Raw genomic sequence first — 24,532 nt, forward strand, 5'->3', positions numbered from 1 at the left:
TAAATTTAACTATAGTACTTACTTTTAAACATGGCTAATCCCATTGGTATTTTTGATTCCGGAATTGGAGGTACTTCTATTTGGAGAGAGATTAAAAAACTGCTTCCTCATGAGGATACCATATATCTGGCTGATAGCGCAAATGCGCCGTATGGAGCCAAAACAAAGGAGGAAATTCTTCAACTCAGCATCAAGAATACGGAGTTGTTGCTTCAAAAAAACTGCAAGCTCATTGTGGTGGCCTGTAACACGGCAACCACCAATGCCATAGATTATCTTCGGGCCAATTATGATGTACCTTTTATCGGTATAGAACCGGCCATTAAACCTGCAGCTTTGCATACTCAAACCAAAAAAGTTGGGGTGCTGGCGACCAAGGGAACCTTGTCCAGTACATTGTTTAATAGTACTTCCAAAATGTTTGCACAGGGGATTACTGTTTTGGAACAAGAGGGAATTGGTTTGGTAGAACTCATAGAGGAAGGTAAAATGCTCGCGGAGGAGACTAGGAGATTATTAAAAAAGTACCTCGACCCCATGCTGGAGCAACGCATTGACTGCCTTGTTCTGGGCTGTACCCATTATCCCTATTTAATACCGTTGATCAAAGAATTGGTACCACAAGGTGTTACCGTTATAGATTCTGGGGAAGCCGTTGCAAAACAAACAGGGGCCGTACTTGAAGAAAACAATTTGAAAGAAGCACCAAAAAATTGGACGGGTCATTGGTTTTACTCCAATACAAGGAACAACATACTTTCTGTCTTGGTTTCCGGGCCAAGCGTTTACGTCGAATACCTTGACTTTTAATAACTATTTTCTTTTGTAGGTCAGATAGGTAAAGCTGTGTTTATGCCTTTCATCTGCTGGGTGGAAATCTTCTCGCACCAATTCCCAGGCCTGTTCGTCAATTTCAGGAAAAAAGGTATCCGCTTCAAAAGAGGCATGTACCCGGGTAAGTTCAATATCCGTGGCAAAATCCAGGGCTTGTCGGTAAATTTCTCCTCCACCAATAATAAAAGCGGTTTCCTCAGGGCCAATAAGAGCCAAAGCATTTTCCAAAGAATGCACAATTTGGCAGGGAAATTTTGGTTGATAGCTTGTATCTCTTGTTATGGCAATATGTTCCCTATTGGGCAGGGCCTTTGGAAAGCTCTCCAACGTCTTACGTCCCATAATTATCTTATGTCCTGAGGTAAGGGCTTTAAATCGTTTAAAATCATCTGGTAGATGCCATGGAAGGTCGTTGTCTTTTCCCAAGGCGTTGTTTTCACCTGCGGCGGCGATAATGATCAATTGCTTCACTGATCTTTTTTTTTATTGATTTTAGATAATGGAAAGTCAGTTTCGATTTCCTTTTGGATTTCTGCAATACGTTGTTTTTGTTTGGCAACAAGCCTTTCCCGCTGTTTTCTTTCCCATTTCTGACCCATAAACTTGTGGGTGACAAAAACATTGAACGCATGTATCAAAAAAAGGAAGGCCCATAAAAGAATGGCCCAGATGAACCAATCATAAGCTTCGCCATATTTTAGAATTTTGTTGATGAGGATAAGAAAAACACTTCCGATCAAAAACACCACAAAATGGGAAAATAGCCTTTTTTTCTGCCGAATCCGCTTTTGCGCATGCTCCAACAGCTCGTGTTGTTCCAAGTCAACTGGGTTTTGAGGTTTCTTTTTGGAAAACATTGAATGGCTATCTTTAACAACAAATATAACCGAATTAAGCCCAACACAATTCAAATGCAAAATCTAAGAAAAAAGTTCCCCGTACTACAGCAATGTATTTATGCCAATACCGCTGCAACCGGATTAATGTATGAAGACCTCATGGAATGGCGGCAAGAACATGATTTGGATTATCTGATTGGTGGTAGCGAGATGAAAATGAAGAGTTTTGCCAACCTGTCCCAGGTTAGGGAAACTGTTGGGGATTTTTTTAACTGTAAGCCGCATAATGTGGCTTTGGTGCCCAACTTCACCATAGGGTTAAATCTACTTTTGGAGGGATTGCCCCAAAACGCTAACGTATTGCTTTTGGATTCGGATTATCCCTCATTGAATTGGCCTTTTATGAGTCGAAACTTTAATACAGAGTTTTTGGAAATGACCTGGGATATGGAAGCCAAAATCCACGAGCGAATTACAACAGGAAAGTTCGACGTGCTGGCGTTTAGCATGATACAATGGATAAATGGCATAAAGATGGATTTGGATTTTGTACGAAAACTTAAATCTGAATTTCCCAATCTGATCATTATTGCCGACGGTACACAGTTTTGCGGTACGGAGAAATTCGATTTTGAAACCTCCGGCATTGATATTTTGGGCGCAAGTGCCTACAAATGGATGTTGTCCGGGTATGGAAATGGATTTTATTTGGTAAAGGATGAGGTAAAGGAGCGATTTAAATTAAAGAGTATTGGCAATTGGTCTGTGGATATATCAGGAGATAGCCCGGATAATATTCCCTTCTGCAAACATTTGGAACCCGGGCATGTGGATACCTTAAATTTCGGAAGTCTTCAATTTTCAATCCAGTTTTTGGAGGGAATAGGGATGGACCACATAAAAAATCAATTGGAACTCTTGTCCCAAAAAGCAAAAGCAGAATTTTCGGCCTTGGGTCTTTTGGAGGGAAAAGTGGTGCAAAGAAATCAACACAGTGCCATTTTCAACGTTAAGGGCAATCAAACCCTATTTGATAAATTAACACAAGAAAATGTGGTCGCTGCACTCCGCGGTGATGGTATTCGACTGAGTTTTCACTTCTATAACACAGAAAATGAGATTGATGCGATTGTGGATATCCTAAAGTCCTAGGTGATCAATATCATATTTTTTGAAAAATCAAAGCCTAATTTTGCCAAAGTATCCCTATTGTTAGGAGCATTTTATCAATATGATAAATCGGTTTTAACTTATTGTGAGTAAACCGTTTTATCTTTTGTTTTGCGTTGATTTTAATACGAAAAAATAGAGTACCATGGCAATAAAAAAGCAATACCTAAAAAGCAAGCCGGTTTGTAAAGTTACATTTACCGTGCCTGCGGAAGAAGCAAAGAAAGTAGCAGTAGTTGGTGATTTTAACGGCTGGAACCCTAAGGGGAGCACGTTGAAAAAACTAAAAAACGGAACCTTCAAAGGAACGTTTGACCTTCCTCAAGAGAATACTTTTGAGTTCAGATATTTGGTAGACGGCGCTTACATCAACGATGCGGAGGCAGATCGTTACCAGTGGAACGATTATGCCGGAACTGAGAACGCAGTTCTTGAGCTTTAATTAAAAAAAACCAAGAGACAAGACCGCGTCTTGTCTCTTGGTTCTCCTTGTCTTATGTCCTTTTTTGAAAGGATTACTCTTCTACCGTAACCCCTTTCCAAAAAGCGACATATCCTTTGATGGATTTGGCCAGCTCGCTGGTTTCCGGGTAAAACCAAGCGGCGTCTACATTTTCTTTGCCTTCAACATCAATTGTGTAGTAGGAAGCCACACCCTTCCAAGGGCAGGTGGTATGCGTATCACTCGATTTAAAATATTCCTTTTTAATACTTTCAGCAGGGAAATAATGGTTGTTTTCTATAACGACTGTTTCATTACTTTCTGCAATTACAGTATTGTTCCAAATTGCTTTCATAATTTATTTTTTAAAAACATAGTTTTTGTATTGCTGCTCGGCATCCGAATAATCCGTTACAATGGTCAGTCCAGCTTGATCTGCCAACCATTCCACAACAGCATCATCATACTTTTGGGAAATCTCCGTGTGAATGGTTTCCCATTGCTTAAGACGTATGTTAAGCCCTAAACTTTCAATCTGAACCTGCTGTTCGACCTTGGAGACCAAGTAACTTTTGGCCGTACCGGATTCCGGGTCATACACTTCCCAATGTAAAAACTGATCTAGATCGAAATTCCCTCCGAGCTCCTTATTGATTCTGGCCAATACGTTCTTATTGAAAGCCGCGGTAATACCGGTTTTATCGTTGTAGGCGTCCAAAATGGTCTGGGGATTCTTCTTTTGGTCAAAGCCCATAAGAATTAAATCACCCTCATTAATGGAATCCCTCATGTTTTTAAGGAATTCCACCGCCTGCTCGTGTAATAGATTCCCAATATTGGAGCCTAAAAACAAAATAACCTTCTTTCTGCCGTTGGCCTGGTTGATATCCCGAAGAGTATCAAAATAAGTACCCTGCAAGGTGTTGATCTCGACCCCTGGGATTTCGTCTTTTATTGAATGCTCCAGCTGATCTAGTGCATTTTGACTAATATCTATGGGTCGGTAATCAAACGCTATGCCTTGTGTCGTAAAATGTCGAAGCAATATCTTCGTCTTCTTTCCATCACCCGCGCCCAATTCAAAAAGACTGAAAGGTTCACCGGTTCCTGAAAGCAGGTTTGCTATTGAAGTTTTGTTTTTATCAAGAATGTCAAACTCAATGTCCGTAAGGTAGTACTCGGGCATAGCCATGATATCTTGGAACAATTTGTCCCCAACCTCGTCATAAAAATATTTAGATGAAAGGTGTTTGGGAAAAGAAGTAAGTCCTTCGTATACCTCTTGCGCAAAGGCGGAAGTAAATGTTGTAGTCTGGTTATTTTGCATGAAACCTTTGTCGTAGTTATTTGGCCAACCTTAATCCGGTAAACTGCCATCTCAATTGGGGATGGAAAAAATTTCTATACGTATGACGTGTATGCTTGTTGGGTGTGGCAACAGACCCGCCCCGGAGTACCTTCTGGCTAACCATAAACTTTCCATTGTATTCTCCCAGAGCACCATCAGCTTTTTGATAGTTCGGATAGGGGAGATAAGAACTTTCGGTCCACTCCCAGCGTGTGCCCCAAGGGAAAAATTTTTGTGCCGCTTCCCATTCAAATTCTGTGGGCAGGCGCAGACCTTTCCATTGGGCGTAGGCAAAGGCCTCAAAATAGGAAATGTGGGCCAGGGGTGCGGAACCATCAACTTTTTGGAGTCCTTTGGCCGTGTAATGCCACCACTTTCCATCAATATTGTGCCAGTACAAAGGTGAATTTACTTTGTTTTGATTGACCCAATCCCAACCTTCGGCATGCCAGATATCGAAACGCTGGTATCCCCCGGCTTCAATAAATTCGATGTATTCCGAATTGGTCACCAACCGATTTGAAATCGTGTAGGAATGCAGAAAGACTTTGTGTCTTCCCAGTTCATTGTCGTAGCAAAAATCTTCTGAATTATGTCCTATGTCATAAATTCCTTCATCCATGTCAATCCAATCCGATTGATGGTTTTCAATGGGATGATCTTCAAATTTTTCGGAATAAACAGGCAATAATGGATTGTTTCCGAGAATGTATTTGATATCTGTAAACAGTAATTCCTGATGCTGTTTTTCATGATGGATACCAATTTCAAGTAAATCGTTCAGTGCTTGGGTTTGACCTTGTCCAAAAAACTGTTTGATACCTTCGGTAACATACTCACGATACGCATAAACCTGTTTTACGGAAGGTCGGGATAGATTGCCCCTATCTGAACGAACCACACGCTTTCCCACCGTTTCATAGTAACTATTGAACACAAACGAAAAATCAGGGTCGAATTCCTTATAGCCTTCGGCATGTGGTTTTAAAATGAATTCCTCAAAGAACCAGGTGGTATGTCCCAAGTGCCATTTGGGCGGACTAACATCAACCACCGGTTGTACCACATAATCTTCAATTTCTAAGGGTTGACATATATTTTCGGAGTCCTTTCGGGTTTCCAAAAAGAAATCCAAAAGCGAATCGGTAAGAATCATAGCGTTATTTTACACTTTAAAGATAACCAATATTGGTTTAGCTCACAGCGTATACGGGTAGACTAAAACTGAAAGATGTGCCTTCGTTGGGCTTACTGAAAACCTTGATACTGCTATCATGGATCTCCATGATTTTTTTCACAATGGCAAGACCCAGACCAGCTCCCTCCTTTTGTTGGCCTGCTTTGGTTTGTCTATACCGTTCAAAAATCAAAGCTTGGTTGTCCTTTTTGATTCCAGGTCCGGAATCCTTTATGGTTACCTGAACATGATCGTTCTCGTATTCCAATTTTACGGTTACTTCGCCGCCTTCTGGGGTAAACTTCAAAGCGTTGTCCATGAGGTTTTGGATGGCCCGTTCCACCAAGGAAATATCAGCAAATACCAATGGCACATTGTCCTCCATGGACAATTTTAGATCAATGTTCTTTTTTTGTGCCAGTAGCGAATAGTTTCTGTGGATGTCATTGGCAAGTTCACTGATCAAAAAGGGTTCCTTTTCCGGTTGGATTTGATTGGCTTCCAATTTAGAATACTCGAACAACTGCGAAACCAATTTGGAAAGGCGTTCACTACTTTTGGTAACCGTAGTCAAGTATTCACCTCGTTCTTCAGGGGAAAGTTCCCCATCTTTCATGTGGAGTGTTTCAATATAGCCTTGTATAATGGATAGTGGTGTTCTAAGATCATGGGAAATATTGGCGATGAGTTCTTGCCGTAATTGTTCCACTGATTTTATTTTTTCGATATCGGACAAAATGGTATCGGCCATATGGTTATAGGTGGTGGCCACGTTGGCCAGATCTGTTTTTTCAGCATTTTCAATCCGATACTCCAAATCCCCTTGCTGAAAACGCTTGGCGGCATAGATAATCTTACGAAGACTTCTGGTGAGATACCATATCGCCAAGACACCTAAAATGGTGGCAAAAATCAAGGTCAATAACGAACCGCCTAGACCGAGGCGCATAAAATAGCTCTTAAACAGATCGCTTCGGGTTGCCAAGAAGTCCTCCCCGGCCAACACGATGTAAATGTATCCTTCATGTCCATCCTTGTTGAATCGGGCAGCCGAAAAAATAGTTTGCTTGGAAAGATCTTTTGGGTCGTTTCCCAAAACGTAATTGCTTCCACTTTCGGCAATAAATTGTTGAATTGGGGCCAAATCCACCTGTTTTTCCTTGGTTTCGGGAGCATCATGGTCCAAGACCACAGAGTATTTGACATTTCCGTCCAAATCCAGGAGGTAGACCTCGATGGCTCGGTTCACCGCCATCATATCGTGCATAATATCTCCAAAAAGAGCTTTGTTCACATTACCTATAGAGTCAAAAGGTTGGGTGTCCCTAAACTTTTCCTCAATAAGGTCTTGAGCCAAATTGGCGTGCAATCGCTGGGTTGTCTCGTAAAAGTATTTGTTGGAAAGATAGATTGAGGTGATGGTATAGCCAATCCCGGCAAGCAGCAGAATTGCTAAAAAGGAAAGGGTAAGTTTTACAATAAATCTAACAGATAAAATATTGTTTTTCATGGTCAGTGGTTCGGTTGTGCCTCAAGTAGCTCTTCATTGAATTTATAGCCTACACCCCAGGTGGTTAGGATAAATTTAGGATTGCTCATGTCAGGCTCAATTTTGGAGCGAAGTCGGTTGATATGTGAATTCACCGTATGCTCATAGCCCTTAAAATCGTAGCCCCATATCATATTCAGCAATTTGGTGCGGTCATAGCTTTTCCCAGGGTTGGAGGACAGCAATACCAAGAGTTCAAACTCTTTGGGAGAAAGTTCGATTTTCTTTCCATCCAAAAGTACCTTTCGCATATCTATGTCAATGGATAGGACATCAAACTGCATCAATTTGGGGTTTTTGCCCCCAGTACTTTCCACAACATCCATCTTTTGCCTTCTGAAAATAGCCTTCACTCGGGCAATGAACTCGCGTACGCTGAAGGGTTTGGTAAGATAATCGTCGGCTCCTACCTCAAGTCCCAATACCTTATCGATTTCTTCAGAACGGGCGGTAAGCATCATGATGGGAGTGGTGATGTTCTTTGCTCTAATTTTTTGACAAATTTCAATACCGTCCATTACCGGTAGCATGACATCCAGAATAATCAGGTCCGGATTTTCGTCTATCGCTTTTTGAAATCCAATGTCCCCACGATGGGCTGTAATCACATGACACCCCAAATCTTTTAAATGGATTTCCAGCAAGCGGACAATCTCTAAATCGTCCTCAACGAGCAAAACTTTTTTCATGATATGGCGAATTAAAACTTAAAGTATCACGGAAAGTTCACCGTTTTCTAAAAACTTTGGACGTGATACCCCTTAAAAAGTCCAATTTTGAGGTCAATCTTTACAAAATCACCAGTATTTTATTTTAAACATCTGAAAATCAACATGTAAACAATTATGAGTTTTATGTGATACTTCTGCAATGATTGGCTGCTTCTTTTGTGTTGCAAATAAAAAAACACAGAAAATGAGCAACTTAAAAAAAGTATGGATACTGATCGGTTTGGTCATGCTGGCCGCTGGCTGTAGCAACGATTCCGATGATGCGCCTATTGTACTGGAAGCTGGAACGCTTTCCGGAGGACCTTTCAATATTACCGTTGATGGAACACCAGATATGATTTCTGGAGTTAGTTTGGATGCAACCGGTTTAAGCGGAAGCAACACTACTTATGTGATTACAGATGATTCCCGGAACATCCTGGGAACTCCGCCCACCTTGGAGGCCTTGGAGGGTGTTGATTTTGATGCTGCCGGCGTAGGAGTCTGTTTTGTATACCATTTAGTGTACGAAGATGGGCTTGGGGGCTTGGAAGCTGGCATGAATCTGGACAACTTGGATGGGGATTATGATCTTTCCAATGCTATTTCGGTAACAAGAACGGCTTTGAACGCTGGAACCCTTTCAGGTGGACCTTTTACTTTTACGGTGGACGGAACCCCAGATATGGTAAGTGATATTACTCTGGATGATACCAATCTCAATGGTACCAACAGAAGGTATGTAATTACCGATGATCAAAATAATATCCTTGGTCTTCCACCTACTCTTGAGGCAGTTGAAGGTGTCAATTTTGATGGTGCCGGGGCCGGGGTATGCTTTATCTGGCACTTGGTTTACGAAGATGGATTAACTGGGCTGGAAGCTGGTAATAATGTTTCCGATTTCAATGGCAGCTATGCACTTTCCAATTCCATTATGGTGACCAGAAACGGATTGAATGCAGGTACTATAGCCGGAGGGCCGTTTACATTTACCGTTGACGGAACACCAGATATGGTTAGTGGCATTACCTTGGATGACTCGGAGTTAACGGGTGCCAAGCAACGTTGGGTGATTACAGACGATAAAAACAATATTTTAGGTCTTCCCCCAACCTTGGAAGCCGTTGAAGGCGTGAATTTTGATGAGGCCGGTGCCGGGGTGTGCCTTATTTGGCATTTGACCTACGAGGAAGGCCTAACAGGCTTGGAAGCAGGCAATAATGTGTCAGATTTGGAAGGCGCATACGCATTGTCCAATTCCATTGCCGTGACCAGAAATGGCCTGAACGCAGGTTCCTTAGAAGGTGGACCTTACTATTTTATAGTAGACGGTACACCGGATATGGTAAGCGGAATTACTTTGGATGATACCGAACTCAACGGATCTAAACAAGGCTGGGTCATTACTGATGATCAAAACAATATTTTGGGTCTACCGCCTACCTTGGACGCGGTTGAAGGTGTAAACTTTGATGAAGCAGGAGCTGGTGTTTGTCTTATTTGGCATATTACCTATGAAGAAGGCTTGACCGGATTGCAGGCTGGTAACAATGTTTCCGATTTGGGTGGCTACTATGCACTTTCCAATGCTGTAACGGTTAACCGAAATGCCTTGGATGCCGGATATATAAGTGGTGGTCCGTTTGAGTTTACAGTGGACGGAAATCCGGATATGGTAAGCGGAATTGCGTTGGATGATACCAATTTGAACGGGATGAACCAAAGATGGGTCATCACGGACGATAAAAACAACATCTTGGGTCTACCACCAACACTGGCCGCGGTTGAAGGCGTGGACTTTGATGAGGCAGGAGCTGGAGTTTGTTTGATTTGGCATATCACCTACCAAGATGGGTTGATGGGCTTGGAAGCTGGAAATAATGTATCTGATTTAAGCGGAGCCTATGATTTGTCAAACAACATAAAAGTGACCAGAAATGCCTTGAATGCAGGCTACATTGGGGGAGGACCGTTTACTTTCAAGGTGGATGGATATCCGGATATGGTAAGCGGAATCTACTTGGATGACAGCGAATTGAATGGAAGCAAGCAAGGTTGGGTAATAACGGATGATCAGAACAAAATTCTGGGCTTGCCGCCAACCTTGGATGCCGTGGAAGGTGTTGATTTTGATGCCGCCGGGGTAGGGGTGTGCTTTATTTGGCACATTACCTATGAAGAAGGGTTGACCGGTCTGGAAGCGGGCAATTATGTGTCCGATCTAGAAGGGTATTATGATCTCTCCAATTCCATAAAGGTGAAAAGAGAGCTTCCGCATTAAGCAAACATGAAAAAGAAAATTGACGAATTTTATACTTGTTTGCAAGGCACCCGGGCGAAAGTCCGGGTGTTTTTTTTCAAAATTTGGGGAGCCAACACCGGACTCTTTTTTTATAATCGGCATAATCAGTCCCAAACCTTAGCAACATGTTCTTCTCCTCAATGGGCCGAACCACCAGATGCCAGATCAAACCACCGAGAATAGTATAGCAAAAAATATGAAATGACCCCACATAAAGACTCACCGCCAAACCCTGGCCCATGCCCGCCACTGCCATGGGATTTCGAATATATGCATACGGACCATGAAGAACCAGTTTTTTGGTCTGATTCGCAGGAAGTGGAGTGCCATTACCTTTGGTAATTAAACTGTAAGCACTATAAAGGCCAAGAAGGCTGGAGAGTATAAAAAGTGCAAAACCTGCTATGTGGTTCAGGGGATTGGTAGCCATTTCAATGTCAAAGGCTTTGATAATTAACCATGGAAACAAAACTAGCGTTATGGTCCAAACACAAATAATTTGTAACAAGGTCTTCAATGTGTTTTGGGTAATGCTGTCGGATTGGGACTCCCTAAAAACAGTGTTCTGAAAGACCAAAAAAAGATTATAGCACAAGCCCAACATCATGATTACAGTAGATAAATATCCTCCACCGGAGAGGATAGATGCATTAAGGCAATAAAAACTTCCATAGGCGAAACCCCCAAGTATAATAAGTTCCAATTGTCTTGAGGTTTTGTAAGCCCTCATTAGAGAAAAAAGGGCTATAATGATGATGTCAGGTGCAAAAAAGGAGTTGAAGGCCATGGCACTAATTCCTGGAAACTGAAAGGCCTCAAAGAAATCAGGACTCATGGATAATCCTAACCACCATAGTAGGATTAAAGTCGATTGCACTAAATAGGCGGTTCCCTTCATAAATAGATTGGTTGGCTGTGCCCAATATATGGGAAATGCAACAAAAACATCTTATCGAGCCTCAAACAAAACAGGATTCAAATGGGAGTCGATGACAGAACCGATTTCCACCCCGGGACACCAGGTTTCCCAATCATTGATTTGGCCATCGTTTTCTGGTTTCTTGAGGAGCATGTCCTTGTCCATATAAATACAGGTCATCACTTTTCGGGTCTGGTTAGTGGTATTGGGCCCCGCTCGGTGGAAAATCCATCCAGAGTGGAAACTGATTTCCCCAATATCAAAAGGTTCGGAAATTTTGGGACAGTCGGATACGCGAAGTTTTTCACCGATTAAGGTTTCACTTTCATCACTAATGGACAAATCTCTGCCAGTTAAAATGCCCTGACTACCTGCGGCAAACTCCAATGGACCCATTTCTGCAGGCACAGCTTGCAAGGGAATCCAGGCCGTAATGACCCTATCAGAAGATAAGGGCCAGTAGTATTGGTCGGCATGCCAAGGGGTAAACCCACCACCACCTTCCTTGAATAGCGCTTGGTCATGGTACATTCGCACCCCATCCACTTGCATCAAATCAGCGGCAAGCTGGGCCAGTCGTTTGCTGAACATCAATTCCTTGATTTGATTGTCCTGCGTCCACAAATTAAAAATCTGTAAAAAGGCTTTCCCGTAGGTGTCCCGTTCTTTGAGTTCCTTGGTCTGGGTATTGAGCTCGTCGACTTTGGCCGATATCACCGTGTTGAAATGTGACACGACATCAGGCGTAAGCACTTCCTTGATCTTGATAAACGCATTTTTCTTATAGAAACCAAGCTGTTCTGGACTTAAGGAATAAGGTTGGTCAAGGATGCTATGGTACATTTTGGCTATGGATTTTTAATACTGTAAGTTAACCAAAAGTCCCTTAACCTATGTCTTCCATATAAGGCCTCCCCAAAACCTTATACCTGAATCACGGATTGCGCTTCCTTTCCAACGGATTTTATGGCCTTGGTGTTTTTCTTCAGCAATTGCCTTGCGACCTTGTTGATTTTCTTGGTGCCAAGCGTCTTCCATTTTTCTGGGGAGGTTTTAAAATTGGATTTGAACAGTTTTTGGGACAAATCCCTTATCACACAATAATTGGCTACTTGGTGCCCATTATCACTTTCCTTATTGGCATTTTGGGTAAAAAAGGTGATCAAATGATAGAGGGTGTCTTGGGCCAGGCTCAATTCTGTGAGTTTTGCTCGGTATTCCAAATCTGTCGACTCTAGATCAGGCCATAAGGGCTTGTCTGCAAAATGCCGCGCCTCGTGGGCCAAATAACTGATCTTGAAGTTTTCGCTGTTTACATCATAAGCCTTTTTTACGCAGTAGATACCCTCTTCCTCTGTCCAACCCCCTGGGTGGTGGGCTCCAAGTGTTGCATACTCCATCCAACCTAAAGTGGAAAAATCTTCCATAAAATATACGGTGACCTTCTGTATTTCACCTCTTCCCAAATCCACATGGTATACTTTGGAGCTCTGCTTTTTCCAGACCATAAGATCAATGAGCCGACCTTGGTAAGTGACTTCATCGGTGGTATATAACCCCTTTGCACGAATGTAATCCCTCAGAAAATAGCCCAAACTGTCGCGGGTCACTTTTTTACCGCGTATGGGAGGATAGTTCTTCATAAGGAAGGGCACCACCTTGCCGCCCAGTTCCCGTTCAAGTTTTTGGTTGGGGTCCAAGAGCGCTTTTCGCCAATAGGTTTTAAAATGGGAAATCAAGGTTTCAATTTCGGAGGTTGGGGGAGCGGCTTGGGTGTCTGACTCTCCCTTAAATCGGGCCTCAAATTTGGTTTTGAACCGAAGGTCCTTTTCACTGAGCGCTTCCTTATCGATTAAATCAAAAATAGGGGTGACGTTGGCATCCATGGCGTAGGCATAGATCTCTTGGTAGGGAAGTGTGTTGGCCGACTCTTGACCAAAAAGCCCGAAGCTTGTCAAAAGGAGGGTGCCAAAAAGGATAGAATTGCGAAACATGGGTATTGCATTTGTGTTACGTAACAAAATTCCCGCATTTACAAATCAATAAATTGTACCAGATTAACCTTTTTGGGTTATACGTCTGTTTTGGCAATCATCTTTTTGAGCATGGATATTTGCCCCAGATGGTAGTAGCAGTGCTCTATGGTGCCATTAATATTTCGGTGGTAGGGGCCATATTTTTCATCCACAAAGGGCTGGTCCAACATGCTGTCCGGTAGTTGGGCCACTTCTTGGACAAAGGTCTCGGAATTTTCCAGAAATTCATTGACCAACTTTTCCCAGTCCGCTTGAGAGGTAATGGGCGGAAGATCAAAACTGTATTTATCCCGAATCTCGAGAGGCCCGCCCTGGAGCACCGATATCAATCCTCCTAGGTAGTAGTTGATGTGGAAGGTGAGTGCCGCTATAGTGTTGAGGTTACCCACCTTTTGCGTGGCCTCTTCCCAGTTGAGATTTTCTAGTTGTGCTTTGCAATTGGTGTTGGCTACCCAACGCCCATCCAACAGTACTTCTTGCAATCTATTGGCGAGTTCTTTGGCTCTTTCCATCCTCGGTTTCTTATTGAATTTGGTTTCCGCCTACCAAAGTACATTTTTCGAAACCAAAAAGAAACTGGATTAGATTCCCTGGATGTAAAAAAAGGCTTGTTGTGAATTGTCCGTCATCAAAATCCGGAAGTCCTCCTCCGAGACCAGGGTACCACCCAGACTTTGGATTTTATCCCTTGTTTTAGCTAGATTTTCCACCCCAAAGCTGCAGACCCAATATTCGTACTTGCCCTTATCCTTGTTGGACATTTCCATAAGGTCGGCGATATGCTCGTCCTGGCTGTTCCAGATGTGATAGGTGCCATAATCTTGCTCCTCAAACCGCCAATCAAAAATACCCTCATAAAAAGGGATCACCTTGGCCGCGTTGGACACATGGAGTTCGTTCCAAATAAGGGTGCCGGGCTCGTTCAGGGTTCGGGTGTGGGTGAGTTGGTCGCCTTCGTATACGATAAAGCCAGAACCTTGGGGGTCGCGTATCAAGGCCACCTTGCCCAAGGCGCTTTCGTCTACCATTTCAATGATGCCGCCCAGTTCCCTGGCTTTTTCCACGGTCTGCGACACACTGTTTACCTGAATGTAGGACATCCAAAAATGGGGCATCCGCATCTGTTTGAACTTTTCTGGGGTTTCATACAGGCCGCAGACCTCTTTATCGCCCTTGTAGGCCGAATAATACCCATCGGACTCGTAGTACGTCCACCCAAAAACAGTTTGGTAAAAGGCCATGGTCTCTTTGGGCGTGTAGGTAGAAAGGTCTGCGAATATAAAATTGTTCGGTTTCATGCGTTTAAAGTTAGCTATTGTTTGGGCATCCAATCCGGGGGTTTTACAAAGGCCAGTAATTTGTTGGAAAAGCCCTTGATTTGCCCCAATTTTTTCACAAAGCGGGTGATGCCATGGAAAAACACCACAATGGGGTTCACGCTGTTTATGGGTTGCGAAATCCCATAGACCACCTTCTCCTTTTCCGGCTCAAAAGTGCCCAGCATACGATCCCAAATGATCAATATCCCGGCGTAGTTCTTATCCCAATACTGACGGTTGGAGCCGTGGTGCACGCGGTGGTGCGATGGCGTATTAAAGATAAACTCAATGGGTTTGGTAAGCTTGCCAATGATCTCCGTGTGCAACAAGGTCTGAAAGACCTGCACAAAGACTTCGGACAGCAACACCAGAATGGGATCAAAACCCAACATCACGATCGGAAGCGAAAACACAACCGGCATAATGGCATCCAAAGGCCCAAAACGGTAGGCAACGGACATATTAAAATGGGGCGAGCTGTGGTGCACGGTATGGGTGGCCCACCCAATACCAATCCGGTGCATGGTACGGTGCTCCCAGTAGTAGGCAAAATCCGCAAGCAGCACACAGCAAATGACCGTGGCCCAATTGAGCTCCAAATGCGGCAGGCTAATGTTGTTATAGACCCAATAATACACCTTGGTAATGGCCAGGATGCCCAAAATAACCTCCACCAAAAAGAAACCACCAAAGGTAATCACGTTGGCAATACTGTCCAGCACCAAATCCTTGTCCAGCCTTTTTAGGTAGGCATAGCGAATCAGTTCCAACACAAAAAAGGGTATAATAATGTAAAACAGACTCAGGTCGTTGAAGATGTAGAACCAATGGTGCACATCCAACCAATCCAGTTTTTTGGCTAAAAAATCAATCATGCTTATTGTCTTTTCCAGGTTTCAACATCGCCATAACCGTAGTAGTCATAGCTTAGGGTAAAGGTGTTTTCGTCCACTTGGGCGATCTTGCAGTCCACTTCGTATTGCTTCCCTTCATATTCAATGTTGTAGATGCCCTTGCCCTTGCTGCCGTTAAACGAAGTGATGGTCAGCGCCTTGCTGCCCTTGGCCTTTTCGGCATAGCCGTTCTCATCCTGGTATTGATGGGTATAGGCGTTGAACACCTTGCTCTCTTTTTTGATTTTGTAGACGATGGCCCCCTTAAAATCCTCGGTATTGTAGGCCACTTTCCATTGGCCGATAAGGTGGTCGGTCTCTGGATTATAGGCCGTGTTGGCTACTGGTTTTTCGGTTGGATTTTCAGCTTCGGGCTGTTCTACGGGAACGGCATTGGTTTCGATGGTGGGGGTAGGGGCATCGTCGCTCGTATCTATTCCAAAGGAGAACAAATGGGCCAGTCCGGCCAGGAAAATAATGATTCCCAAACTCCTAAAAACTAAGGTTGAATTTTTCATGTGTAACTGTTTTGGTCAAAAGTAGGGGGGCTTTTTTTGGGTTCTTTTGACCTAGATCAAAAAAATCACTTTTGGGCGCGAATACGGCTCAAGGTCTCTTGGGTAACGCCCAAAAAGGAGGCGATCAGCCCTAATTTTACCCGAAGCTCCAACTGTGGGAAGCTCTGCTTTAGCAATTGGTACTTTTCTTTGGCGGATAGGAAAGACCACCCTTTGGAGAACTCGTCCAAAAAGGCCAGCATTTCCTCGGCCAGCAAACGGGCAAAGTTGCCAAAGGCCGGAAAGTTGGCAATAAGTTTTTGGTAGTTGGAGTAACTGATGCGGTACAGCACGCAGGCCTCCAGACATTCCACCTCCTCAAAACTGGGCTTTTGGGCATAGAAACTGTACCAGGCGGTAACAAATTGGTTTTCGGTATAGAACCATGAGGTAATGGGTTTGCCGTTGTGGTGGTAATAGGTGTGGAGGGCGCCTTTTTCTATAAACCAGAGATGACTGGCACGGCTGTTTTCCAGCAGAATTTTATCTCCCTTTTGGGTTTCCACCACCTCAAAACAGGATTGGATGGCCTCTTTTAGCGGTACGCTTACATAGGCACGGGTGGAAATGGTCTGTAAGAGGTTTTGCATGTGGATGGATTGCTGGGTGATGGGGTTAAAGGTAGGAAAGTCTAAAAGTTGAAAAGCTCTTTAAGTTCAAGTTCTGTCCAAAAAAAGGCAAAGTCATAATTTGTTATGACCCTAAAACCCAAAAGTATGGATAACTTGGATCGATATTTAGGGCTAAAGAACCAAAAAAGATTTTAGAACTTAGACGAAGAAAAATGATGCAATGAAGTTGACGGAAGAACAATTGGCACAACTAAATGAATTGGTAAAAGATGGCTATGGCGGCCCCGCCGAGTTTGCCAAAGTCCTAGATCTGGGGATTGAAATGCTATTTTACATAGAGCAAGAAGCCTTTACCCAACGGGAAGTTCAGCAAGTGGTTTCCGCCCTAAGAGGAATTATTGGGGTTTTGAGGAGGTAGATTTGTCAGTTTAGCCGTTGATTTCTCTAGATCTCATTCTGATTTCAATTTGTATCTGTTGAAGCGCGTTAAATTGTGTCTCAATACTTTTGGTCATTGATAGAATAGTGCTCTTGGTTAAATCCAGATTATCAAGCTTGTCATATAATTCATCGGAAAGGTTCTGTTTGTAGGACTCTTTCATTTCAGTTAGATAGCTTCCGAAAGAAATATTAGTAAACATTTGATGATCCCAAGAATTGGTCTCAGTAATGTATCTTTCTAATTCAACCTGTAAATCTTTGGATAATTTTTGAGTAGCCTTAAATTGAACTTTCAAATGATTTAACTCCTCTTTTGGCTTCCTGTAAAAACTATACCAGAATGTGAGAATGGCTATGACTAATCCTAATATTCCAATAAAAATTTCCATATTTTATTATTTAAAAGTAAAAAAAGCAATGGTTTTTGTAGCTGTTCTGCTACAGATTTTAGCCTAACAAGGAGGTGTTGGAGTTTTAACGGACACCCCTATGGATTTGCCCAATAATTTGCCCTTTCAATTTTTGACGACGTTGGATTCAATTGTAAAGTCCTTTAACTCCCAATTTTCACTTTTAAAATCAAGTTTTTCTGGAACTGGTCTTATGGAAAGGTCAAATAGCTGACCAAGCACAAAATTGCACTGGCAGTAATATTCCTTGTTACCCTGAGTGATTTTTATAGAGGCCAGTTTAAACTCTTCGGTTCTTCCAAATCGGAATTTCTCTGGCACATCATCAAAATTTTGCGGATAAAATTCGGTAACATGACTTTTGGGGTAGGTAATTCTTTTTTTTAGGGGTAGGAGCTTGATTTGCTCAACCAGAGCAGGCGCTTTGGGTGCTTCCAATTGTTCTATGACAAAATCAAGTACCATTTTTTCCATAGGAAAAAGGTCTGATTTTTTGGTTTTTGGTATCCTCTTTTTAAATAAACCGAACATTGGGTTTAGTTTTATCTGTCATTTGGTTATATGGTTGTAAAATACATCTTTACAAACCCAATTTGGGTAAAACAAAGAAAATAAGTGCCGTAGCAATGATAAACCAAAAGATAAATCCATAGATTTTGGCTTCGCGTACTTGCCGAAGTTTTTTATCAAACCCATGCGTTCGGAACCGTTTATATTCCGATTCCGAGAAGTTATCCTTGATCCACCGTGAATTTGGCTGTAAAAAAGACCAGAAGAAAAAGTTGAACCACTCTTCTCTGGTCAAAGGTTCATTCTTACGTTTTTCTTGATAGGCCTTGAATTTCACATATTCTTCTTCCAACTTGTTCAATTCTAAATGGGACAAATCACGTTTATCAAGTTCTTCTTGGGCTTGGTTTACCAAGGTTTTGGAAGAACCATTTTTTATTTGGTCAAGCAATTCAACGTTGGTATATCTGTAGATTTTTTTGTTTTGCATGTATGGCATTGTCTTTTTGAGGGGTATGTGGTATTATTGGACCTAGTCAATCAATGTTTCTTTTAAGGTTGCCAAGAGGTTCAAAACCTTTTCATCATTTAAATTATGAACTCTGTATACCCGAAATACATTTTTTCCCTGTCTCATGATAACCTCATACTCAAAGCCATCAGGAAGATTGTTGACCTTTTCAATTCTGATTTCCTTCTGATCTTCCCTTAATCCATGTTCAACAGATCTTGAAATTATCAAAGTATGCATAGACGTTCCAAGTCTAAAGTTTTTGGATTCACCTGAATTTTTCAATTCTTGAATGAATTCCAGAATAGGTGCAACAAAATTAAACCCTGTATGTTTCTCCAATAAATTGCGGTAGAAAGCCTCGGTGTTGTTCCACGAATTTTCGAAACGTATAATTATTTCATCAGTTCTTTTATCCATATCTAAACAGTCGCCTTGTTAAGGGTTTTGACCATCCCCATAGATAGCTTCGCTGATTGTTTCAAAATCCTCCACCCGTATGTTCCCTTTGGTGGGAATCATGTTTTGCCATACCCAGTTGTAGTGTTCAATCACTTTTTGGGCGGGCAAATGGGGTCGGTCTCCTGTGGTATGCCCATCAGCCACCACGGTAATGTTATAATCCTTGGCCAAGGCAGATTGTATGGTGGCCTCCACACAAAAGTCTGTAGCGCAGCCTGTGATCAGCAGTTCTTGGGTTCCCCAAGTCGTCAACAACTCTTGGAGTTTGGATCTATAGAAGACATCGTTGGCATATTTGTCCAGCAAGGTGTCTGTGGGTTCGGTTTGGAGTTCGTCCAACAGCTCCCAATCCCAGTCGTTTTTTTCAAACTCGCTCGTTCCAGTGCCATCGTGCTGTATGATCACCACGGGCCAACCCTTTTGCCGAAACAGCTCTGCCAATGTGTTGATACGGGCTAATACGCCCTCGGTATCAAAACGAGGGGTTTTGGGCGTAAAAGAGCCTTTTTGTATATCGATAACGAGTAGGGCTTTGTTGGGTTTCATTTATTTATTAAATCTTGTGCTTTTTTAATTCCACAACCAATCACAAAAATTCGAGTTCGCATGTCATCGATTCCGCCATAGGGAATTATATCAGACCAATATTCAATTTTGCGGTTTCTTAATTCCTTCAAAACTCTTTCAGCTTCTTCTTTGGATTTGTACATTCCAATAAAGTTGCGGTTAGCGTGTTCATCCAATATAATCTTATTAAGAGCATACTGAACAGCTTCTTTTTCGGTTGAAAAATATTCCAATATTCGCTTGTCGCCACGTTCTGTGTAGAACCATTGGAAAAGTCCTCCATTTTTTTCCAAACCAAAACCTTCGTGAATAATATTTCCATTAATGCAATAACTGTTCATTGGATAACAGTTGTCCTTTAACCATTTTTCCAATTCAACAATCGTCAGAATATTGATTTCTTTATTCAAATCGAGCGCGACCTTTTCATATAAATTAAGCTAATTCATCTTTTCCATCTCCACCCAAAACGGCATAATATGTTTACCGCCCACTGCATAGTGCGTCAGCAGGTCGCAGTCCATTTTTGGGAGGTATACGTTTTTTAGTTCCAGCACATCCACTTGGTCTTGGGAGTTTGCCTGATGTTTTACCAAGGTGTTGGCTTCCAAATAGAGTCGGCCACCTGCTTTTAAGGGCTTTACAAACTTCATGCGAATATCATAATGGCCTTCTTCAATACTAACCTTCCATGTGCCATAGATTTCTTCTTGATCCCAGATACCGCGTTCCCCTCCGGCATCGTTCCGGTTGAGGAAAATGGGATTTTCAGCTTTGCTGCCCACAATAATCCGAGGTTGGTTTACCAGGTTTTCGGAAGTGATGAGTTCTTGATAGAGATTATCCAACTCCAATTTTAGCGTAGTGGCCTTGGATTTGTCCTCCAGCACTAAATTATGTTGCTCATAAGGGTCGGTTTTGAGATTAAACAGTTCAAAATCCTCAAGGGCGGCGTTGTAATTGGTCTTTCCCACCAATTTGTAGCCATCTTTTTGCAGGGCCATATTGTAATAGGGTTCGGGATAGCGACGCGTCCAGTAAAAAAATAGGGAACGGTCTGCCCAATCCACGGTTTTGCCCTGAATCAGGGGCAACAGGCTTTTACCATCAATTTTTCGGTCTTGGGGCAAATCCACTTTACACAACTCAGCTAAGGTCGGTAGCACATCAATATGGGCGCTCATGGTCTCAATGTCCTTGTTTTGGGCAAATACCGCTGGATATTTTACATAAAAGGGCACCCGCACCCCGCCTTGGTACACATTGCCCTTTCGGCCGCGCATCCCCGCCACATAGCGACGCTGCTGCGGGCCATTGTCCGTCATAAAAACCACAAGGGTGTTTTTGGAGATCTTTAGCTCGTCCAATTTTTTAAAGAGCTTGCCCAGATTATCATCAATATTGGTGACCATGGCATAGATCTTTCTGGCATCTTCCTTGTCTTTTTCGCTCATTTCCGGGAAAGGGCGGTCGTCTCCGTCAAATCCCGAGGCCGGGTCTATATCCTTGTACTTTTGGTAATATTCATTGGGTACCTGCAGGGGGGTATGAGGTGCATTAAAGGAGAGATAGCAAAAGAAGGGCGATGCCTTGTTGTTCTCAATAAATTGAATGGCCTGATCCGTAAAAATATCGGAGCAATAGCCCTCATAGGCCTCTTGTTGGTTGTTGTGCCAAAGCACGGGATCAAAATAGCTGGTATCTCCCTTAAAATAGGTGGTGATATCGCCTACCTGCCCCATACCGCCAGAAAGATGGATCACGGATTCGTCAAAACCCTGGTCGCTTGGTCGGCTGGGGTAGTTGTCGCCCAAATGCCATTTGCCAAATACGCCAGTGGTATAACCACCCTGTTTGAGCATTTCGGCAATGGTCACCTCGTTGGAGGCCATGATGGCTCCGCCGTTGTAAGTGTCGCGCACGCCCGTGCGCAAGGAGTATCGGCCGGTCATAAGGCTGGAGCGGGTAGGGGCGCATACCGGGGACACATAAAAGTTGTTGAAGCGGACACTTTCGGTAGCCAATTGGTCAATGACTGGGGTCTGCACATGCGGGTTTCCGGTAATGCCCAAATCGCCGTAACCCTGGTCATCCGTAATGATGATAATTACGTTGGGGCGTTCTTGTTCTTGGGCGTAAGTCGCAGTGGTGCATAAAGTCAGGATTGAGAATGCAAGTAGGACTACATTTTCAATTCTTGACTTCATATTTCTTATGATTTTTGAGGTTGTTTACACCGCCACAACACCTTTAATATGTGGATGCGGGTCGTAGTTCAACAGTTCAAAATCGTCAAATGTAAAATCGAAGATGTTTTTAACTGAAGGGTTCAATCGCATGGTTGGCAAAGGTCTTGGCTCCCGACTCAGTTGCAATTCCACTTGCTCTCGGTGGTTGTTGTAGATATGTGCATCCCCGAAAGTGTGGATAAAGTCACCCGGTTCGTATCCGCAAACTTGGGCCATCATCATGGTAAACAGGGCATAGGATGCGATGTTAAAGGGCACGCCCAAAAAGACATCCGCACTACGCTGGTACAATTGGCAGGATAATTTCCCATCGGCTACGTAAAATTGGAAGAACGCATGGCAGGGGGGAAGGGCAGCCTTTCCATTGGCCACATTCTCACTAAACGAAATGGAGGTATCTGGTAAAACGCTGGGATTCCAGGCAGAAACCAACATCCTACGACTGTTTGGATTGGTTTTCAGGGTTTCGATCACCTCTTTTATCTGGTCGATTTCCTCACTGTTCCAGTTGCGCCATTGATGTCCGTATACCGGGCCCAAATCGCCGTTGTCGTCCGCCCACTCGTTCCAGATGCGCACCCCGTTTTCTTGGAGGTAACCCACATTGGTATCACCCTTTAAAAACCAGAGCAATTCGTGCACAATAGATTTTAAGTGCAATTTCTTAGTAGTGACCATGGGGAAGCCTTCGGAGAGATCAAACCGCATTTGATAGCCAAAAACACTGACGGTTCCTGTTCCTGTGCGGTCTCCTTTGGCATTTCCTTCAGTAAGTACGTGTTTGAGTAAGTCGTGGTATTGTTTCATGCTACATGCTACTAATTCGTCATTTCGAGTGTCCCAAAGCTTTGCTTGGGACGTATCGAGAAATCTTTGCTGGGAAAGCCCTGTTTTCGATACTAAACCCTTTCAGGATTTCACTCAAACTGACGGCTTTCTTTTAACCCGTCTAAAATACTTTAAGTCTTAGGTCTTATAAAGTTAATGAAGTTGGACTTATGAAGATTTTATTAACGAAAGGGTGCTATTAGTTCATTTTGTCTTGAAACAAAACGAACCAAAAATTCAAGAAGATTCCTAGGAAATTTTTGCGATGATATCACAAAACCGCTGGTAAATCCAAACGCTACATGCTCTTTTTTGCTTCGCAAAACGCACTTTCGCTCGATTTACAGCTATTTCTTGTGAATCTTCATTTTACAAAGGACTGGAAAGATGGTAAACCTTTAACCCTTCACCTTATTACCCCAATATCATCCCAGCAATAGTAGCAGAAAGCAATGAGGCTAACGAACCGCCTAGTACAGCCCGCATCCCAAATTCAGAAAGGGTTTTACGCTGACCGGGGGCCAAGGAGCCAATACCCCCAATTTGGATACCGATGGAGGCAAAATTGGCAAATCCGCAGAGCATATAGGTAGCCATGATTACGGATTTGTTATAGGTGAAATGTAGATTGTTGGTCATGGTTTTGAGTTCCGCAAGTTGGATATAACCCACAAACTCACTGGCAGCAAGCTTGATTCCCAATAATTGTCCCATCAGCATGATGTCCTCGTTGGCTACGCCAATAAGCCACATAAGGGGAGCAAAGACGGTTCCTAAAATGGCTTCCAAGGAAAAACTGTCATAGGCTGAGTTAGCTGCAATCCATCCGTTTAATGTAGTTAAGTCCCCGATCCACCCCAAAATACCATTTGCCATGGCTATAAAGGCGATAAAGACCAGCAACATAGCACCTACATTCATGGCCAATTTAAGACCTTCGGTGGTACCATTGGAAATTGCATCCAGAATATTGGCGCCAATTTTTTCTGAGGAAACATGAACATCCGTGTTTACTTCTTCTGTTTGGGGATATAGAATTTTTGAAACCACAATGGCGCCCGGCGCTGCCATTACGGATGCAGCCAAAAGGTGTTTGGCAAAAATCAAACGGAGTGCTGGGTCATCGCCACCTAAAAATCCGATGTAAGCCGCCAGAACCGCTCCGGCCACGGTGGCCATTCCACCAATCATGACCAGCAGAATCTCGGACTTGTTCATTTTCTCTAAATAGGCCTTGATAAGCAAAGGTGCCTCGGTCTGACCTAAAAAAATATTTCCCGCAATGGAAAGACTTTCCGCCCCAGATATTCCCAAGGATTTAGATAACAACCAGGCCAATGCTCGCACCACTTTTTGAATGATCCCTAAATAAAAGAGTACCGAGGTCAATGCCGAAAAGAAAATGATGGTGGGCAGTACCTGAAAGGCAAAAATGAAGCCGAAGGTATCCATATCCACAACAAGGCCTTCGAATAAAAACTTGCTTCCAACTCGAGTGAAATCAAGAATACTAACGAAAACCTGTCCAATTTTTTCAAAGAGGAGTTGGATAAATGGCACTTTGAGAACCCCAATGGCAATCAATAGCTGTAATCCCAATCCAATACCTACGGTTTTCCAGTTGATGGCTTTTCTATTCGCACTAAAAAGAAAGGAAATCAGGATTAAAACACCCATCCCCAAAATGCCGCGCCAAAGGGTATTAACGGTAAATCCTTGATTGGGCACCAATTGTGGGGTTTCCTTTGGAGTGATATCGTCTATGGTAGTGGTGTCAACTGCCGAGGCCAGGGAATCGACAGGAATCAGGTCCTGCGCAAAACTGACGGAACAAAACAACAGTAAGAGTACAAGGAAACGCTTGGTGAGCTTTGGCATGCAATG

At 43.0% G+C, this 24,532-nt stretch carries 29 protein-coding genes; 5 read left to right on the plus strand and 24 right to left on the minus strand.

The genetic code is table 11. The annotated features are described in order from the left end of the window. Positions 1 to 30: 30 nt before the first annotated feature. A complete protein-coding gene (gene murI / locus BUC10_RS12735) occupies positions 31 to 810 on the plus strand; it encodes a glutamate racemase (RefSeq protein WP_073180263.1) in 780 nt (259 codons plus the stop codon). Between the two features lie 3 nt (positions 811 to 813). Here the strand turns inward: murI and BUC10_RS12740 are convergent, their stop codons facing one another. Beyond that, entirely contained in the window at positions 814 to 1,305 is a 492-nt protein-coding gene (locus tag BUC10_RS12740; RefSeq protein ID WP_073180265.1) for a dihydrofolate reductase, read from the minus strand. Beyond that, positions 1,302 to 1,691: a 2TM domain-containing protein gene (locus tag BUC10_RS12745; RefSeq protein ID WP_073180267.1), complete on the minus strand. Its 390-nt coding sequence runs from the start codon at positions 1,689 to 1,691 to the stop codon at positions 1,302 to 1,304. Before BUC10_RS12745 ends, BUC10_RS12740 begins: the two co-directional genes overlap by 4 nt. Before the next feature lie 54 nt (positions 1,692 to 1,745). On the opposite strand from BUC10_RS12745, the gene BUC10_RS12750 reads away from it, so the two are divergent. Continuing rightward, entirely contained in the window at positions 1,746 to 2,825 is a 1,080-nt protein-coding gene (locus tag BUC10_RS12750; protein WP_073180650.1) for an aminotransferase class V-fold PLP-dependent enzyme, read from the plus strand. A gap of 163 nt (positions 2,826 to 2,988) precedes the next feature. After that, positions 2,989 to 3,285 (plus strand): isoamylase early set domain-containing protein, encoded by a 297-nt coding sequence (locus BUC10_RS12755; RefSeq protein WP_073180269.1) that lies wholly within the window; start codon positions 2,989 to 2,991, stop codon positions 3,283 to 3,285. 73 nt (positions 3,286 to 3,358) lie between these two features. Here the strand turns inward: BUC10_RS12755 and BUC10_RS12760 are convergent, their stop codons facing one another. The 5 genes from BUC10_RS12760 to BUC10_RS12780 are packed head-to-tail and all read right to left on the minus strand — an operon-like array spanning position 3,359 to position 8,048. Next, positions 3,359 to 3,640 carry a DUF427 domain-containing protein gene (locus BUC10_RS12760; RefSeq protein ID WP_222843728.1) on the minus strand — a complete coding sequence of 94 codons (282 nt, stop codon included), beginning with the start codon at positions 3,638 to 3,640 and terminating at the stop codon, positions 3,359 to 3,361. Between the two features lie 3 nt (positions 3,641 to 3,643). Further along, positions 3,644 to 4,612, minus strand: a complete 969-nt coding sequence (gene egtD / locus BUC10_RS12765; protein ID WP_073180273.1) for an L-histidine N(alpha)-methyltransferase — start codon at positions 4,610 to 4,612, stop codon at positions 3,644 to 3,646. A 16-nt stretch (positions 4,613 to 4,628) separates the two neighbouring features. Beyond that, a complete protein-coding gene (gene egtB / locus BUC10_RS12770) occupies positions 4,629 to 5,789 on the minus strand; it encodes an ergothioneine biosynthesis protein EgtB (protein WP_073180275.1) in 1,161 nt (386 codons plus the stop codon). 37 nt (positions 5,790 to 5,826) lie between these two features. Next, a complete protein-coding gene (locus BUC10_RS12775; protein WP_073180277.1) occupies positions 5,827 to 7,320 on the minus strand; it encodes a sensor histidine kinase in 1,494 nt (497 codons plus the stop codon). 2 nt (positions 7,321 to 7,322) lie between these two features. Next, positions 7,323 to 8,048 carry a response regulator transcription factor gene (locus BUC10_RS12780; RefSeq protein ID WP_073180279.1) on the minus strand — a complete coding sequence of 242 codons (726 nt, stop codon included), beginning with the start codon at positions 8,046 to 8,048 and terminating at the stop codon, positions 7,323 to 7,325. A gap of 226 nt (positions 8,049 to 8,274) precedes the next feature. On the opposite strand from BUC10_RS12780, the gene BUC10_RS12785 reads away from it, so the two are divergent. Next, positions 8,275 to 10,353 carry a hypothetical protein gene (locus BUC10_RS12785; protein WP_245812832.1) on the plus strand — a complete coding sequence of 693 codons (2,079 nt, stop codon included), beginning with the start codon at positions 8,275 to 8,277 and terminating at the stop codon, positions 10,351 to 10,353. Between the two features lie 76 nt (positions 10,354 to 10,429). Here BUC10_RS12785 and BUC10_RS12790 read toward each other — a convergent pair whose 3' ends face one another. The 8 genes from BUC10_RS12790 to BUC10_RS12825 all read right to left on the minus strand — a co-directional run bounded on the left by BUC10_RS12790 (position 10,430) and on the right by BUC10_RS12825 (position 16,688). Next, the gene (locus BUC10_RS12790; RefSeq protein ID WP_084732644.1) at positions 10,430 to 11,272 is read right to left on the minus strand and encodes a methyltransferase family protein; all 843 of its coding nucleotides are present in this window, start codon (positions 11,270 to 11,272) and stop codon (positions 10,430 to 10,432) included. A 51-nt stretch (positions 11,273 to 11,323) separates the two neighbouring features. Next, positions 11,324 to 12,136 (minus strand): phytanoyl-CoA dioxygenase family protein, encoded by an 813-nt coding sequence (locus tag BUC10_RS12795; protein ID WP_073180283.1) that lies wholly within the window; start codon positions 12,134 to 12,136, stop codon positions 11,324 to 11,326. Positions 12,137 to 12,216: 80 nt separating this feature from the next. Continuing rightward, positions 12,217 to 13,287: a hypothetical protein gene (locus BUC10_RS12800; RefSeq protein ID WP_073180285.1), complete on the minus strand. Its 1,071-nt coding sequence runs from the start codon at positions 13,285 to 13,287 to the stop codon at positions 12,217 to 12,219. Between the two features lie 77 nt (positions 13,288 to 13,364). Then, complete coding sequence (locus tag BUC10_RS12805) at positions 13,365 to 13,841, minus strand: DinB family protein (protein ID WP_073180287.1); 477 nt, start codon at positions 13,839 to 13,841, stop codon at positions 13,365 to 13,367. Between the two features lie 69 nt (positions 13,842 to 13,910). Continuing rightward, entirely contained in the window at positions 13,911 to 14,627 is a 717-nt protein-coding gene (locus BUC10_RS12810; protein WP_073180289.1) for a VOC family protein, read from the minus strand. Positions 14,628 to 14,641: 14 nt separating this feature from the next. Continuing rightward, positions 14,642 to 15,523, minus strand: a complete 882-nt coding sequence (locus BUC10_RS12815; protein WP_084732645.1) for a sterol desaturase family protein — start codon at positions 15,521 to 15,523, stop codon at positions 14,642 to 14,644. Positions 15,524 to 15,525: 2 nt separating this feature from the next. Continuing rightward, positions 15,526 to 16,059, minus strand: coding sequence for a hypothetical protein (locus tag BUC10_RS12820; protein ID WP_073180291.1), 534 nt, complete (start codon positions 16,057 to 16,059; stop codon positions 15,526 to 15,528). 65 nt (positions 16,060 to 16,124) lie between these two features. Then, positions 16,125 to 16,688 carry a Crp/Fnr family transcriptional regulator gene (locus tag BUC10_RS12825; protein ID WP_073180293.1) on the minus strand — a complete coding sequence of 188 codons (564 nt, stop codon included), beginning with the start codon at positions 16,686 to 16,688 and terminating at the stop codon, positions 16,125 to 16,127. Between the two features lie 202 nt (positions 16,689 to 16,890). On the opposite strand from BUC10_RS12825, the gene BUC10_RS12830 reads away from it, so the two are divergent. Next, positions 16,891 to 17,088 carry a hypothetical protein gene (locus BUC10_RS12830; protein WP_073180295.1) on the plus strand — a complete coding sequence of 66 codons (198 nt, stop codon included), beginning with the start codon at positions 16,891 to 16,893 and terminating at the stop codon, positions 17,086 to 17,088. Positions 17,089 to 17,098: 10 nt separating this feature from the next. Here the strand turns inward: BUC10_RS12830 and BUC10_RS12835 are convergent, their stop codons facing one another. The 9 genes from BUC10_RS12835 to BUC10_RS12875 form a co-directional block, all read right to left on the minus strand. Next, positions 17,099 to 17,500 carry a hypothetical protein gene (locus tag BUC10_RS12835; RefSeq protein ID WP_073180297.1) on the minus strand — a complete coding sequence of 134 codons (402 nt, stop codon included), beginning with the start codon at positions 17,498 to 17,500 and terminating at the stop codon, positions 17,099 to 17,101. A gap of 126 nt (positions 17,501 to 17,626) precedes the next feature. Beyond that, positions 17,627 to 17,995, minus strand: coding sequence for a hypothetical protein (locus BUC10_RS12840; protein WP_073180299.1), 369 nt, complete (start codon positions 17,993 to 17,995; stop codon positions 17,627 to 17,629). 106 nt (positions 17,996 to 18,101) lie between these two features. Next, a complete protein-coding gene (locus BUC10_RS17705; RefSeq protein WP_084732646.1) occupies positions 18,102 to 18,521 on the minus strand; it encodes a hypothetical protein in 420 nt (139 codons plus the stop codon). A gap of 42 nt (positions 18,522 to 18,563) precedes the next feature. Next, entirely contained in the window at positions 18,564 to 18,962 is a 399-nt protein-coding gene (locus tag BUC10_RS12850; protein WP_073180302.1) for a hypothetical protein, read from the minus strand. 18 nt (positions 18,963 to 18,980) lie between these two features. Next, positions 18,981 to 19,550, minus strand: a complete 570-nt coding sequence (locus tag BUC10_RS12855) for a cysteine hydrolase family protein (RefSeq protein ID WP_073180304.1) — start codon at positions 19,548 to 19,550, stop codon at positions 18,981 to 18,983. Continuing rightward, positions 19,547 to 19,981 (minus strand): hypothetical protein, encoded by a 435-nt coding sequence (locus BUC10_RS12860; RefSeq protein WP_084732647.1) that lies wholly within the window; start codon positions 19,979 to 19,981, stop codon positions 19,547 to 19,549. The genes BUC10_RS12855 and BUC10_RS12860 overlap by 4 nt, the downstream gene beginning before the upstream one ends. Before the next feature lie 30 nt (positions 19,982 to 20,011). Then, the gene (locus BUC10_RS12865) at positions 20,012 to 21,778 is read right to left on the minus strand and encodes an arylsulfatase (RefSeq protein WP_073180306.1); all 1,767 of its coding nucleotides are present in this window, start codon (positions 21,776 to 21,778) and stop codon (positions 20,012 to 20,014) included. Between the two features lie 24 nt (positions 21,779 to 21,802). Beyond that, positions 21,803 to 22,627: a thymidylate synthase gene (locus tag BUC10_RS12870; RefSeq protein WP_073180308.1), complete on the minus strand. Its 825-nt coding sequence runs from the start codon at positions 22,625 to 22,627 to the stop codon at positions 21,803 to 21,805. A gap of 435 nt (positions 22,628 to 23,062) precedes the next feature. Next, positions 23,063 to 24,526, minus strand: a complete 1,464-nt coding sequence (locus tag BUC10_RS12875) for a NupC/NupG family nucleoside CNT transporter (protein ID WP_073180310.1) — start codon at positions 24,524 to 24,526, stop codon at positions 23,063 to 23,065. Positions 24,527 to 24,532: the final 6 nt, after the last annotated feature.

The sequence above is a fragment of the Flagellimonas flava genome (assembly GCF_900129665.1).
GTDB classification, from domain to species: Bacteria; Bacteroidota; Bacteroidia; order Flavobacteriales; family Flavobacteriaceae; genus Flagellimonas; species Flagellimonas flava.

What these genes read in the sequence shown, in the direction of transcription:
- BUC10_RS12850 (WP_073180302.1), bottom strand. Translation starts at nt 18,962, where the DNA reads ATGGATAAAAGAACTGATGAAATAATTATACGTTTCGAAAATTCGTGG.
- BUC10_RS12875 (WP_073180310.1), bottom strand. Translation starts at nt 24,526, where the DNA reads ATGCCAAAGCTCACCAAGCGTTTCCTTGTACTCTTACTGTTGTTTTGT.
- BUC10_RS12870 (WP_073180308.1), bottom strand. Translation starts at nt 22,627, where the DNA reads ATGAAACAATACCACGACTTACTCAAACACGTACTTACTGAAGGAAAT.
- BUC10_RS12830 (WP_073180295.1), top strand. Translation starts at nt 16,891, where the DNA reads ATGAAGTTGACGGAAGAACAATTGGCACAACTAAATGAATTGGTAAAA.
- murI (WP_073180263.1), top strand. Translation starts at nt 31, where the DNA reads ATGGCTAATCCCATTGGTATTTTTGATTCCGGAATTGGAGGTACTTCT.
- BUC10_RS12785 (WP_245812832.1), top strand. Translation starts at nt 8,275, where the DNA reads ATGAGCAACTTAAAAAAAGTATGGATACTGATCGGTTTGGTCATGCTG.
- BUC10_RS12835 (WP_073180297.1), bottom strand. Translation starts at nt 17,500, where the DNA reads ATGGAAATTTTTATTGGAATATTAGGATTAGTCATAGCCATTCTCACA.
- BUC10_RS12805 (WP_073180287.1), bottom strand. Translation starts at nt 13,841, where the DNA reads ATGGAAAGAGCCAAAGAACTCGCCAATAGATTGCAAGAAGTACTGTTG.
- BUC10_RS17705 (WP_084732646.1), bottom strand. Translation starts at nt 18,521, where the DNA reads ATGCAAAACAAAAAAATCTACAGATATACCAACGTTGAATTGCTTGAC.
- BUC10_RS12825 (WP_073180293.1), bottom strand. Translation starts at nt 16,688, where the DNA reads ATGCAAAACCTCTTACAGACCATTTCCACCCGTGCCTATGTAAGCGTA.
- BUC10_RS12800 (WP_073180285.1), bottom strand. Translation starts at nt 13,287, where the DNA reads ATGTTTCGCAATTCTATCCTTTTTGGCACCCTCCTTTTGACAAGCTTC.
- BUC10_RS12760 (WP_222843728.1), bottom strand. Translation starts at nt 3,640, where the DNA reads ATGAAAGCAATTTGGAACAATACTGTAATTGCAGAAAGTAATGAAACA.
- BUC10_RS12745 (WP_073180267.1), bottom strand. Translation starts at nt 1,691, where the DNA reads ATGTTTTCCAAAAAGAAACCTCAAAACCCAGTTGACTTGGAACAACAC.
- BUC10_RS12865 (WP_073180306.1), bottom strand. Translation starts at nt 21,778, where the DNA reads ATGAAGTCAAGAATTGAAAATGTAGTCCTACTTGCATTCTCAATCCTG.
- egtB (WP_073180275.1), bottom strand. Translation starts at nt 5,789, where the DNA reads ATGATTCTTACCGATTCGCTTTTGGATTTCTTTTTGGAAACCCGAAAG.
- egtD (WP_073180273.1), bottom strand. Translation starts at nt 4,612, where the DNA reads ATGCAAAATAACCAGACTACAACATTTACTTCCGCCTTTGCGCAAGAG.
- BUC10_RS12755 (WP_073180269.1), top strand. Translation starts at nt 2,989, where the DNA reads ATGGCAATAAAAAAGCAATACCTAAAAAGCAAGCCGGTTTGTAAAGTT.
- BUC10_RS12855 (WP_073180304.1), bottom strand. Translation starts at nt 19,550, where the DNA reads ATGAAACCCAACAAAGCCCTACTCGTTATCGATATACAAAAAGGCTCT.
- BUC10_RS12775 (WP_073180277.1), bottom strand. Translation starts at nt 7,320, where the DNA reads ATGAAAAACAATATTTTATCTGTTAGATTTATTGTAAAACTTACCCTT.
- BUC10_RS12815 (WP_084732645.1), bottom strand. Translation starts at nt 15,523, where the DNA reads ATGATTGATTTTTTAGCCAAAAAACTGGATTGGTTGGATGTGCACCAT.
- BUC10_RS12820 (WP_073180291.1), bottom strand. Translation starts at nt 16,059, where the DNA reads ATGAAAAATTCAACCTTAGTTTTTAGGAGTTTGGGAATCATTATTTTC.
- BUC10_RS12780 (WP_073180279.1), bottom strand. Translation starts at nt 8,048, where the DNA reads ATGAAAAAAGTTTTGCTCGTTGAGGACGATTTAGAGATTGTCCGCTTG.
- BUC10_RS12790 (WP_084732644.1), bottom strand. Translation starts at nt 11,272, where the DNA reads ATGAAGGGAACCGCCTATTTAGTGCAATCGACTTTAATCCTACTATGG.
- BUC10_RS12810 (WP_073180289.1), bottom strand. Translation starts at nt 14,627, where the DNA reads ATGAAACCGAACAATTTTATATTCGCAGACCTTTCTACCTACACGCCC.
- BUC10_RS12840 (WP_073180299.1), bottom strand. Translation starts at nt 17,995, where the DNA reads ATGGAAAAAATGGTACTTGATTTTGTCATAGAACAATTGGAAGCACCC.
- BUC10_RS12795 (WP_073180283.1), bottom strand. Translation starts at nt 12,136, where the DNA reads ATGTACCATAGCATCCTTGACCAACCTTATTCCTTAAGTCCAGAACAG.
- BUC10_RS12750 (WP_073180650.1), top strand. Translation starts at nt 1,746, where the DNA reads ATGCAAAATCTAAGAAAAAAGTTCCCCGTACTACAGCAATGTATTTAT.